This window comes from Clostridiaceae bacterium HFYG-1003 (genome assembly GCA_024579835.1).
Taxonomy (GTDB): domain Bacteria; phylum Bacillota; class Clostridia; order Clostridiales; family Clostridiaceae; genus JG1575.
In genome coordinates, this window is sequence record CP102060.1 from 1702174 (window position 1) to 1714802 (window position 12629).

11 protein-coding genes are annotated in these 12629 nt (G+C 53.7%); all 11 read right to left on the reverse strand.

The genetic code is table 11. The annotated features are described in order from the left end of the window. Positions 1–68 precede the first annotated feature (68 nt). The 11 genes from NQU17_07700 to NQU17_07750 all read right to left on the reverse strand — a co-directional run bounded on the left by NQU17_07700 (position 69) and on the right by NQU17_07750 (position 12626). Complete coding sequence (locus NQU17_07700) at positions 69–1082, reverse strand: SIS domain-containing protein (protein UUM13426.1); 1014 nt, start codon at positions 1080–1082, stop codon at positions 69–71. A gap of 172 nt (positions 1083–1254) precedes the next feature. Continuing rightward, positions 1255–2040, reverse strand: coding sequence for a fructoselysine 6-kinase (gene frlD, locus NQU17_07705; GenBank protein ID UUM13427.1), 786 nt, complete (start codon positions 2038–2040; stop codon positions 1255–1257). A 513-nt stretch (positions 2041–2553) separates the two neighbouring features. Continuing rightward, positions 2554–3657: a UDP-N-acetylglucosamine 2-epimerase (non-hydrolyzing) gene (wecB, locus tag NQU17_07710; protein UUM13428.1), complete on the reverse strand. Its 1104-nt coding sequence runs from the start codon at positions 3655–3657 to the stop codon at positions 2554–2556. 49 nt (positions 3658–3706) lie between these two features. Further along, complete coding sequence (murJ, locus tag NQU17_07715; GenBank protein ID UUM13429.1) at positions 3707–5311, reverse strand: murein biosynthesis integral membrane protein MurJ; 1605 nt, start codon at positions 5309–5311, stop codon at positions 3707–3709. Next, the gene (locus NQU17_07720) at positions 5304–6434 is read right to left on the reverse strand and encodes a DegT/DnrJ/EryC1/StrS family aminotransferase (protein UUM13430.1); all 1131 of its coding nucleotides are present in this window, start codon (positions 6432–6434) and stop codon (positions 5304–5306) included. The genes murJ and NQU17_07720 overlap by 8 nt, the downstream gene beginning before the upstream one ends. Then, a complete protein-coding gene (locus tag NQU17_07725) occupies positions 6435–7049 on the reverse strand; it encodes an N-acetyltransferase (protein UUM13431.1) in 615 nt (204 codons plus the stop codon). After that, positions 7049–8176: a Gfo/Idh/MocA family oxidoreductase gene (locus NQU17_07730; protein ID UUM13432.1), complete on the reverse strand. Its 1128-nt coding sequence runs from the start codon at positions 8174–8176 to the stop codon at positions 7049–7051. The genes NQU17_07725 and NQU17_07730 overlap by 1 nt, the downstream gene beginning before the upstream one ends. 10 nt (positions 8177–8186) lie before the next feature. Next, positions 8187–9500, reverse strand: coding sequence for a nucleotide sugar dehydrogenase (locus tag NQU17_07735; GenBank protein UUM13486.1), 1314 nt, complete (start codon positions 9498–9500; stop codon positions 8187–8189). Beyond that, entirely contained in the window at positions 9500–10756 is a 1257-nt protein-coding gene (locus NQU17_07740; protein ID UUM13433.1) for a glycosyltransferase family 4 protein, read from the reverse strand. Before NQU17_07740 ends, NQU17_07735 begins: the two co-directional genes overlap by 1 nt. Positions 10757–10789: 33 nt before the next feature. Then, on the reverse strand, positions 10790–11404 hold the full coding sequence (locus NQU17_07745) for a sugar transferase (GenBank protein UUM10580.1): 615 nt from the start codon (positions 11402–11404) through the stop codon (positions 10790–10792). Beyond that, complete coding sequence (locus NQU17_07750) at positions 11391–12626, reverse strand: DegT/DnrJ/EryC1/StrS family aminotransferase (protein ID UUM10581.1); 1236 nt, start codon at positions 12624–12626, stop codon at positions 11391–11393. The genes NQU17_07745 and NQU17_07750 overlap by 14 nt, the downstream gene beginning before the upstream one ends. Between the last annotated feature and the right edge of the window lie 3 nt (positions 12627–12629).

Sequence of the window (12629 nt, forward strand, 5' to 3'; positions counted from 1 at the left end):
GAACAAGGGACCATACGATCGTATGGTCCCTTGTCTGCATTCACTTTTCACCTGGATACCGGCAGATCCTAATAATCGAATTGACGGTAGTAGCGCCGGATCCCCATGGGATGGCAAAATTCACGTTCCATATGGGCATCGATGCGATTGTTCACAGCTCTTAAAATCAAGTGGGAAACAGAGCCTCTGTATTCTTCCCGAATTCCTTTCAGCTCGTAGTTTTTCGAATCAATCACCGTATAGTTTCTGCACACTTTCGGAAGGAATCTGGCCACTCGCTCCGCTAAGGGACGCTGGGCATCCTCTCCGATATACAGCACCACCGGGGTCTGGGCATCAATGATTTCCAGTGTTCCGTGGAAAAATTCGGCTGCGCTGATGGATTTGGTCCGGAGCCACAACTGCTCTTCCCAGTAGCACATGGCATAGGAATAGGTCGCACCCCATTGAGTGCCTGAACCAATGAAATAATGCGGCATGTGCGGATTCTCCAGGCAGTAGCGGTATTTGTCCGCCGCGAACTCCTGAGCCCATTCATCCGCTGCTTTCTCCACTTCGGCGAGAGCCTGCGGCAGGTGCGCCTCCATCTCTTCATAATATGTGTCGTATTCAGGAAAATCTCCAGCCTGATACAGAAATCGATCAGCCGTCATAAAGAACTTCAGCTGCTCATTCTTCGGATAGGAGATGCAATAATCACAGAACTCCTCCAACGCGGTATGTTCCAGATCAATGAATCCAAGAATCCTGGCACCGGTCTGCTTCACTTTTCTCGATGCCTGTACCATCTCTTCCGTAGTGCCGGTGACCGAAGAGAACAGAACGATGGAACGATCCGTAATCCTTCGGTTACCGGTAGTCAGATATTCCGATGCATGTTCTACATCAAACGGGATGGCGCTTCTCGCCTTAACATGAGCTTGTGTCTGAAGACCGGACGCCCAGGTTCCCCCAATGCCCATGATGAAAACAGCATCATAGCCCACCTGGCAGAACTGGTCCACCACCGCTTCAATCCTTGGCCGCAGCTCCAGTGCCCCTGTTACGCTCATGACCTGCCGTTCGACATCCAGATTCAACATATGTTCTTCACTCCTTCTTCCAATAGAATCCTTGCACCTGACGAATTCTGAGTTTTATTTGCCGTGTAGTCATTTCAAAGGGAATCAGCCAGATCACGCTGATCCCGAGATGAGGGAATCAGTCGGATCTACCGATGACTCAGCTTGATTGTGCTTTGCTCCAGGGAGCTGCTTACCAGGCTCCTTTATATTCCAGCGTAATGCTTGCACTTTCTGCCCCCAGTGCCATGCAGTCAATGATGGGCAGGTCCAGCAGAATGCCTTTGAGGAAACCCGCGATATAACTGTCTCCTGCTCCCAGTGAGTCCACCGCTTCACAGGGGACAATGCCGTACTGATGATACTCAGTACCATCAAAAACCAGACTGCCGGATTCACCCAGGGTCGCAATGACCAGACGTGGTCCCCGGGCTTTGATATTCGCCATCTGTTTGCGAAGTTCCGGACCATCCGGGCTTTGCGCAGAATAGAAGAAATAATCTGTGGATGCTGCCGCCAGATAAGCTGCGGGACTGTTTGGGTCCGTCGACGCGTCATAGGCGGTCTGTAGTCCGCGTTGTTTCAGACCGGCCAGGTGGTGTTCCAGATGTCCCCAGCAGCCGGTGACTACCAGATCGTGATCGCACAGAAAGTCGATGTCAGTCGCCTGCAGATCAAAGTCACCCACCACTCCTTCTTCATAGGCCCCGAAGATCCGGTCTCCCTCTTTGACGGCAACATGCGTCACTGCCGTCTGGCCCGGAAGAGTGTACAGATGAGTAATGTCGACCCCTTTGTACAACAACGCGCTGCGCAGAATGGTTCCATGATCATCCGGCCCCACCGCTCCGGTGTAGGAGGCTTCTCCCCCCAGTCGCTTAAAATAGACGGCCACATTGACCGCATTCCCTCCCGGATACCCCGTTTCGGCCTCATCATACCAGTCGATGCAGTTATCCCCTGCTGCTGCAATCTTCATTTTCTCCCCCTCTAAAATGTCATGTGTTTCTATTTTCGCCACCATTCGTCAATCCATGGACTTTCCGATTCCAAGCAGAATTACCTGGCAATGGCTTTGCTGCTATCCAGGATTATCCGCTTAATGATAGCTGCCATATCGATCAAGAAATAGAAATTTGTCCGTCTTGATCATCGGTTTGCCCGGAAATTCTTTCATTCTCGGAAAGACCCAAATTAAGCCTATCACCGGGCTTTTCAGGCGTCAACCGCTGCCGGATCGCTTTACGTGTTAGAATGTCGAACCGGAGAAAATAAGCACATATTAACAAAAAACCTGACCCGGAACAGCGCTTTCCCCAAAGCGCTGTTCCAAAGTGTTGTCCCCGCAGGGAACTAACGCTTTCGAAAATAGCAAAGGACTCCGGCTGCCCTTCGGCAATTCGGAGTCCTTTTGCTGAATTAATATTTGAATGAAGTGTCTTATCCGATTTTTTGCTATGACTGAGGCAATCCGCCAGAGCGAACTGCCGGATCAGCGATTCATGGTCTCCGACAGGATCTGCGCGATCTGTCTGGATGCCGTTCCGTCGCCGTAAGGATTCCTGGCCTGACTCATTCGGTCATACTCGGCCTGGTCATCCAGGAGCTGATACAGGGCTGTGGTGATTTCCTCAATTTGGGTCCCGACCAGTTTGAGGGTGCCGGATTCTATCCCTTCCGGCCGTTCGGTCGTGTTGCGCATGACCAGAACAGGTATGCCCAGCGCCGGCGCTTCTTCCTGGATTCCTCCGGAGTCTGTCATGACTACATAAGCCCGAGCCATAATGTTGTGGAACTCCAGAACATCCAGCGGGGGAATCAGCAGCAGATTGTCCAAGTGACCCAGGATCCGATCGGCGGTTGCCCGGATATCCGGATTCAGGTGGATCGGGTAGACTGCCTTCAATTCGGGTCTCTCCTGCAAGATTTGAGCCAGTGCCTGGAACATGTGATCCATCGGTTCCCCCTGATTTTCCCGGCGGTGAGCCGTGATCAGGATCATTTTGGAGTCGCCCACCCAATCGAGCACATCATGCTCAAAGTCCGGGCTGATCGTGGTGCGCAGAGCATCTATGGCCGTGTTGCCCGTCACAAAGACACGCGCGGGGTCAACCCCTTCCCGCAGCAGATTTTCTCTGGCAGTAGCCGTCGGGGCGAAATGGAGATCCGCCACCAAAGATACCGCCCGTCGGTTGAATTCCTCGGGAAAGGGCGAATGAATGTCAAAGGTGCGCAGCCCTGCCTCTACGTGCCCCACCGGGATATTTTCATAGAAACAGGTTAAGGAAGCGGCAAAGGTTGTGGTCGTGTCGCCATGAACCAGGACCAGATCAGGGTTTTCCAGCTCCAGCACTTTCTTTAACCGCGTCAGGATATTTGTGGTCAGGTCATTCAGGGTCTGTCTGGGTTTCATAATGGAAAGATCATGATCCGGCACAATGCCAAAGACATCCAGCACCTGATCCAGCATTTCGCGATGCTGGCCGGAAACACAGACAATGGTTTCAAACTCCTCGCGGCTTTTCAGTTCCAGAACCAGGGGGCACATTTTGATGGCTTCCGGTCTCGTGCCAAAAATGACAAGAATTCTTTTCATGCGAATGCTCCTTTCTCTGCCGGCGGCAAAGAGTTGCTCAACTTATGCTTCAGGCCCGACGAATCTTTTTCCAGACAGCCTGGACGATCTGATCCACTTCGGGGATCTTCAGACACAAGATCAGAAGACCATAAACGACGGCAGAGAGAAGAATGGAAGCCATAACACCCAGTTTTGTCCCCGCCATTGCTTCCAGCTGATGGAACGAGAACCATGCCGTGGCACCCATTACCAGGGACGCGAACGTGATTTTTAAAAGCTTCCCTGCCATGGACCGATACTGCAGCGAAATCTCTCCGCGCCAGCGCAGGATAATTACCAGCAGGCCGGCACTGATCAGTGAGGAAATCGAGGTAGCCAAAGCCAGGCCATTGATGCCCATAAAACTCGACAGCAACAGGTTCAGGACCACATTGATTCCAACGGCAATGGCCGCTGTTATCATGGGGGTTCTGGAATCACTCATGGAATAGAAAATTCGGGAGAAGATTTCACGGAAGGCATAACCAATCAAGCCCGGCGCATAATAGAACATGGCGCCGCCGGTCAGATTGACGGCCCGTTCATCAAATTCTCCGCCAAAAAACAGCAGATAGATGATCTGGTGGCTTAAAACCATCAGCCCCATGACACACGGAATGACTACCAGCGCCATGGTCACCATGGAATTGGTTGTCATGTCCTCCACTCCTTTGAGATCTTTCTGATAAAACAGCTTGCTGATCTTGGGATAGATGACGGCGATGATCGAGTAAACAAAGATCCCCTGTACAAAGCCATTCATCTTGCTGGCATAGTCCAGAGAAGCCACCCCGCCGTCCAGCAGCCGGGAAGCCATGGTCTTGTCCACGACAACGTTGATCTGATTGACAGCCACTCCCAGCACCACCGGCGCCGCCAGAGCCAGCAGATGCTGGAGTTCCCGGTCCTGAAAATCAATCACCGGCTGCCAGCGATAGCCCAGCCGCCGGGCAAAAGGAATCATCCAAAGAACCTGAACCAGCACCGAAAGAACAATCCCGATGGGCAGGAACAGAGGATTCAGGTACTTTGCGGCTGGATAGGACAGATAGAACACGAGGTTCATCGGAATCCCCACCAGTGCCGGCACCCAGAAGTTGTCGTGAATCTGCAGATAGGGCTGCAGCAGATAGCTCATAAATGAGAATACCACGCCCCACACCGCAATTCGGGTGAATTGCTTGGTCAGTTCCAGCTTGCTGCCGGTAAAGCCTGAGGCAAACAGCTTCACAAAAAATCCGGGATACAGCGTAACAATGAGACTGAAGACGATCCCGATCAGGATCGTCACATTGGTTGTATTGGCCAGGAACCGGTGGGCCTGGTCCCTGCCCTTCTTCATCTGAGTCCGGTTGAAGGTCGGAATGAAGCCCGTGGAAATTCCTGTCCCCACCATCATCAGGATGATCATGGGGATGGTCTGAGCGATTTTGTAGGCTTCGGCCGTTTCACCGATCCCAAAGAACCGGCCGAGCAGGATATCGCGGATAAATCCGAACACTTTCGTAAATGCTGACAATGCCATCAGCAGGATGACCGCCGATCGGGCAGACTTTCCCTTTGAGCTGCTGGTGGTTTCAGCCGCAGGTTTCTGGTTCAGATTTTCCTCCGGGGTGAGCGGTTTCTTAGGCATGAAGAGCGTCCTTTAACGCCGCAGCAACGGCTTCCTGATCCGCTGGCGTGATATAGGGCGACAATGGCAGAGCCAGTACACGCCGGCACAGGTCGGTTGAAACCGCCAGCTCCGCCTCATTGACGGCCAAGTTGGCATAGGCGGTCTGCCGGTGCATCGGTTTGGGATAATACACCATGGTAGGAATTCCCCGGGCTTTGAGCTCGGTCATGACATGATCGCGCTGCACTTCATCCTTGCATTTAATGGTATACTGCGCCCAGCCGGAGGTATACCCCTGAGGAATGATGGGAGTCTGAGCCACACCCCGGAGCAGATCGTCGTAGTTGGCGGCTGCTCCGGTAATGTCATCCAGCTCATAGTCTCTGAGGGCCTTGAACTTTTCCTGTAAAATCACCGCCTGGATCGTATCCAGCCGTGAATTGTACCCAATGCGGACATTGTCATACTTCTCCTCCCCTTTGCCGTGCACCGCCAGGGAGCGGATCAGCGCAGCCACTGCATCATCATTGGTGAAGACCGCTCCGCCGTCGCCATAGCAGCCTAACGGCTTGGCCGGGAAGAAGGAAGTGGTGGCAGCATCACCGAAACTGCAGTTTCGGCGATCTCCGATGGCCCCGGAAAATCCCTGCGCCCCATCTTCCAGAAGCTTCAGGCCTTCGCGCCGGCACAGCGGTTCCAGGGTCGGATAATCCGCCGCCAGACCAAATAAGTCAACGGCTACCACCGCTTTCGGGGTCAGGCGGCCTTCCGCCCGAACCTTGCGAATGGCCTGTTCCAATGCTTTGGGATCGAGGTTGAACGTGTCCTCCAGGACATCGACAAACACCGGGGTCGCCCCGGTTACGCTGACAGCCTCCGCGGAGGCGAAAAACGTAAAGTCAGGAACGAAGACGGCGTCGCCGGGTCCGATGCCCCACGCCTTCAATACCAGCATCAGAGCATCCGTGCCATTGGCACAGCTGATGCAGTGCTTCACTCCGACATAATCTGCCAGCATTTCTTCCAGCTCCCGCACCGGCTTCCCGCCGATGAACTGGGCGGAGCCCATGATTTCCATGACTCTGGGGTCAATGGCTTCCTTTAGTGCCAGATACTGGCTTTTCAGATCTCTGAATTCCAACTATTTCAACTCCTTCAGTTCCTCGGTCTCAGTCAGTTCATAGGAACGACCACAGCTGCAGTGCAGTTCCCCGGGCAGAACCTTGCCACATTCGCAGACCCAGCCGCGCTGACGGGCCGGACTGCCCAGCATCAGGGCATGGGCTTTCACATCCCGCACCACAACGGCACCGGCACCGATCAGACACCATTCGCCCAGTGTGACGCCGCATACGATGGTGGCATTGGCGCCGATCGATGCGCCATATTTTACTTTTGTCTTCAGATAGCCGACCCGTCCCTTGGGATATTTGGCCCGGGGAGTCAGGTCGTTGGTAAATACCATGGAGGGGCCGCAGAAGACATAATCTTCCAGCTCCACCCCCTCGTAGACCGTCACGTTGTTCTGAATCTTGACTCCGCTGCCAATGATGACATTGTTCGAGATATTGACATTCTGTCCCAGGGAGCAGTGTTCCCCGATGCGGGCACCCCGCTGAATATGGCCGAAATGCCAAACCTTTGTTCCAGTGCCGATCTGTACGTCCTCATCGATATATGCCGACTCATGGACAAAATAGTCCTTCTCCAAGGCCGGAGCAGCCTCTGGCAGATGTTGTTCCATCGATTCGCTCATCAGTTGGTCTCCCGCAGCCTGCGTTTGACCTGGGCAACATGCTCGACATCGATCCGGTCGCTGAACCGGCCTTCAAAGTCGGTGGATGCCACCTCTGTCAGGGGCAGTCTGACCGGCTTGCCGGACGCCGCCGACTGATAGATGGCCAGCACCAGTTCCAGGGCATTGCGTCCGTCCTGCGCCGTGATGTACGGCGGACGCCCTTCCCGAATGGCAGCGATGACATCCTGATACAGCGGCGTATGGCCAAACCCATAGACATTGGGGGGATTCTCATGGTACACCGTTTTGATCTCTTCCGGATCATCCAGCTGGTCACGGAACAGCCATTCTTCGATAATGTTGACGGATTTTCCGCCGGCCTTAACGGTACCGTCCTGACCAAACAGGTAGAGCGTTTCTTCCAGATTCTGCGGGAAAATGTTCGTTGTTCCCTCGATGATGCCGTAGGATCCGTTGGAGAATTTGACCAGAGCCATGCCCAGGTCTTCCGCCTCAATGAACGGATGCATCAGGTTGTCGGTGTAGGCGACCACTTCTTCGATCTCATTGCCCATCATCCAGCGCAGGAGATCGATATTGTGGATGCACTGATTCATCAGCGCGCCGCCGTCCTGTTCCCAGGTTCCCCGCCAGGGAGCCTGGCTGTAATAGGATTCACCGCGGTTCCAGCGGATGTGGGCGGTTCCGTGCAGGAGACGGCCGAACCGGCCGTGTTCCATGGCCTCACGGATCTTCTGGACCGATTTATTGAACCGGTTCTGGTGGCAGGCACACACCGTTACCCCCTTGGCCGTACTGCGCCGGATGATTTCATCGGCTTCCGGCAGGGACAGCGTGATCGGCTTTTCAATGATCAGATGAACCCCGGCATCAATGCAGTCCAGGGCAATGGACCCGTGTTTGCCCGACTCGGTGCAGATGGCCGCAAGGTCGATGGCCTCATGCCTGAGCATCTCACGGTAATCCGTGTATTTCTTAACCTGGGCAAGCCCAAACGCCTGTGCCTTTTCATCCATTCTCTCCGGAATCACATCGCAGATGGCAACAATCTCCAGGCCGTTGGCCTGGGCCGCCGCAAAATGATTAACCGAAATCCGGCCGCAGCCGATAATTGCAAATTTCATGACATATCTCCTATAACAGATCGATCTTGGACCGATCCGCAATGTATTTCATGGCATTCCGGGTATCCAGGATCGCCTGGGCTTCCCGGTTGATGGCTTCATAATCCATGACGCCATGGGCCGTAGTGATCACAACCAGGTCATACTGTCCCACGGTTTCGATAGTGAGTTCCGTCAGTCCCTGATGATTTTGACCCTTGAACTTGTATTCCGGGATGTAGGGATCAAAGAATGTCACTTCGCTGCCCTGCTTCTCAAAGTTTTCAATGACTTTCAGTGCCGGGGATTCGCGGTAGTCGTCTATGTCATTCTTGTAGGCAACACCCAGTATCAGGATCTTGGAGCCGTTGAGCGGTTTCCGATGCCGGTTCAGCACCCGGGCGGCGCGCTCGATGACGTACTGGGGCATGTAGTTGTTGATTTCACCCGACGTTTCAATCAGCTTGGTGTGATAATCATACTCTCTGGCTTTCCAGGTCAGATAATAGGGATCCAGCGGAATGCAGTGGCCGCCCAGACCCGGGCCCGGGTAGAAGGCCTGGAAGCCGTAAGGCTTTGTTTTGGCCGCGTCGATCACTTCCCAGACGGAGATGCCCATTTTATCGCAGATAATCGCCATTTCATTGACCAGTCCGATGTTGATGTTGCGGTAGGTGTTTTCCAGGATCTTTTCCATTTCAGCGACAGCCGGAGACGAAACTTCCAGAATATCGCCGGCCAGAACCGCCCGGTACATGGCCGCGATGACTTCGGTGGCATCCTTGCCGACTCCGCCCACTACCTTCGGGGTGTTCTTGGTATTGTAATGTTTATTGCCCGGATCGACCCGCTCGGGAGAGAATCCCAGATAGAAATCCTCGCCGCAGGTCAGTCCTGAGCCAGCCTCCAGAATCGGCTTCAGCAGTTCTTCCGTTGTACCGGGATAGGTGGTGGACTCCAGAACCACAATGCTACCTTTTTTCAGGTACCCCGCTATGGCTTCCGTAGAACTCTTGACATAGCTGATGTCCGGCTGCTGATACGCATCCAGCGGCGTCGGAACGCAGATGGCGACGAAGTCGACATCACGGATAAACGAGAAGTCATTGGTGGCCCGCAGCATGCCCTGCTGAACCAGGGTTTTCAGATCGTCATCTACCACATCGCCGATATAGTTATGGCCGTCGTTCACCCAGTCCACTTTCTGCTCCTGGACGTCAAAGCCGATGGTCTGGAATCCGGCTTTTGCCTTTTCCACGGCCAGCGGCAGGCCGACATAGCCAAGTCCCACGACCCCGACCGTGATCGCACGATCCTGAATCTTCTTCAACAGTTCATTTTTCATCATGATTTTTTATCCTCTTTTCGTTTACGGAATAATCTGCGGAAGTCATCGGACAGCTTGCCATAGTGATGCATTTCACGGACAAAACGTCTGGATTCCTCATAAATCTTTGTTCGTTCTTCCTCTTTCAGACCCTTCGCCTCCAGGATCCGGTCAGCAATGTCCCGGGCATCTCCGGCACGGGCTTTCAGGGTATTCCCGACTTCATCCATCGGGCTGTGCTCCGTATCCCAGGCGTTGATGATGGGACGGCCAGCCAGCAAATAATCGAAGATCTTGTTGGCGGACACTCCATATTCATAAAGCGGCGAAGGCTGGCTGCCAAGATACAGCGCGTCGCATTCAGAAAGTGTCCCAATGACCTGAGCTTTGGGAATGGGATCTTCAAAATGCACCCCATTCAGCTGTTGCTCTTCCTTCAGGCGAAGGAGCTCACTCTTCAGAATGCCGTCACCGATAACCACGCAGGCAATCTCGGGATGATCCTTCAGATGAATCATGGCGCGGATCAAATCCTCCATGGCGTTGCTGACCGAGATGCCTCCGGCATAACCGACGACAAATTTCCCCTGCTCTTTCAGTTTCTGAATCCGGTTCGCGACGCGGTCGCTGACCTCCGGCGGAGTGCCGGCTTCCTTGAAATAGGATGGCGGCAGTCCATTGGGAATGTGGATTACCGGAGTCGTGAAGCCTCGGGACTGAATATAGGGCTTCACATTCGGCAGAACCGAAACGATGCAGTCCGATTGACGGTAGGCCGAATCTTCCGCAACCTGCATCGCCGCGATGAAGGGATGATGCTTGGAATAACCGCCCAGAAGGCGCGGTGACAGCGGCCAGAGATCATGAATCTCATGGATCAGCATCGCCCCGGATTTTCGTTTGATTTTCTGCCCGATCCAGGTATCCATTGGATACGTGGAGGAACAGATGACCACATCCGGCTGGTAGCGCCGGATGAGTTCATCGGCGGCTTTCATGCCCTTCTGAACAAACTGCGCCATAGACAGAATACGGTCAAAATTATTGCCGTGATAATGCCTGGTCCTTAGAAAACAAAAGCGGACCCCGTCAATGACTTTTTCTTCCAGGTCTTCGCCGATGTCCGGATTATGGCTGCGCAGATGAGAATAATCAGCCGCCAGGATGGTCGTGTCAATTCCCGCCCTGCGCCACTCATGAGCCAGGTAAAAGGGGCGAAATTCCATCCCCAGGGTTTCTGAGCCGGCATAATGGTCAATGTATAGTACGTTCATGGTCGGAGTCATCTCCTTTAAATTCAGGGAAGGTCAATTGCCGAAAAACACTTCACGCACGGTCATCCAGAGCAGTCTCAGGTCATAAGCGAGAGAAGCGCGTTCGACATAGTCCAGGTTGATCCGGAGTTTTTCCGGCATGATTTCTTCCAGATAAGTTTTCTCAGGATCCTGTGACTGACCCAGCAGCTCGGATTCCTTGCGGTATTTAATCGAGGCCAGGTCGGTCACCCCAGGCTTAATGGACAGAACTTTTTTCTGTTCCTGTGTATAATGGGCGACGTATTTGGGAACTTCCGGCCGAGGACCGACAAAGCTCATCTCCCCCTTGACGATATTGAGGATCTGGGGCAGTTCGTCCAACTTGAATTTGCGAAGCGTTTCCCCTACCCGGGTCACCCGGGCGTCATTGCCCACTGTGATCTTCAGGCCCATTTCTTCCGCTCCTTCCACCATGGTTCTGAACTTCATGATCCGGAACGGTTTCCCGTTTTTCCCCACCCGTTCCTGAAGGAACAGCACAGGGCCCGGCGAAGTCAGTCTGACCAGGAGGGCAATGACTGCCAGGAACGGCGACAGCAGGACAAAACCGATGACTCCGAATATACGGTCAAAGGCTGATTTGGCGAAGCTGTTAGATGGTTTCATAGTCAATCCGGTGCTCCTTACGCACTAGTTCACATACTTCAATGAACTGGTCCAGAAGGTACTCCACCTGCTCATCGGTCAAAAGGGTGTGCAGGGGCAGAGTGACTTCATTTTCGTACATATGGTAGGCATTGGGATAATCCGCAATGTCAAATCCCAGATTTTTGTAGGCCGTCATCATCGGCAAAGGCTTGTAATGGACATTCACGGCGATATCGCGTTCACTCATGCGCTCGATCACCTCATTGCGGGCCTCAACCGGAAAGCCCAGGAGGTTGACCAGATAGAGGTGTCCGCTGGACCGGCTGGTATCATCATAGTGCTTCAGCGGGCGCAGGTAAGGCAATTGGGTCAGACGCTCGTCATAGCGGTGGATCATCTGAGCCCGGCGTTCCAGCAGTTCGGGGTAGCGCTTTAACTGAGCCAGTCCCAGAGATGCCATGATATCAGTCATATTGCCCTTATAGCCGGGATAGATAATGTCATATTCCCAGTCACCGCCCTTGGTTTTAGCCAGGGCGTCCCGATTCTGGCCATGCAGGGCCAGCAGCATGAATTCCCGATACACTTCCTCATCATTCCAGCCGCCCTCCTGCCGCCAGGTGATGGCTCCGCCTTCTGCGGTCGTAAAATTCTTGACCGCATGGAAAGAATAGCAGGAAAAATCGGCGTCCTGTCCGCTGCGCAGTCCATTGCGAACTGCTCCCAGAGAATGGGCCGCGTCGGCCAGCACGACGATCCGTCCGAGCTGTTTCTGCCGGTCATTGGCTGCAGTGAACACAGAGCGGTACTCCTCACACAGTTCGATCAAGGCGGAATTATCAGTCATGACACCGCCCAGGTTCACGGGTATGATCGCCTTGGTCCGATTCGTTATTTTGCGGCGGACATCTTCCGGGTCAATAAAAAAGGTGTCTTTCGCGGTATCGGCCATGACGATCTTGGCGCCGACGTGATGAATCACGGAAGCGGAAGCACTGTACGTATAGGCTGATGTAATGACTTCATCCCCTGGTCCGATTCCCAGAAAGCGCAGCACCATTTCCATGGCGATAGTCGCTGAGTTCATGCACACGACACGGCTGGTGCCGACAAATTGAGCCAGTTCCTGTTCCAGTCGTTTGGTTTTCGGACCCGTCGTAATCCAGCCGGACCGCAGGGTGTCGACCACTTCATCAATTTCCAGCTGGCTGATATCCGGTGGCGAAAAATTAATTTTCATCAA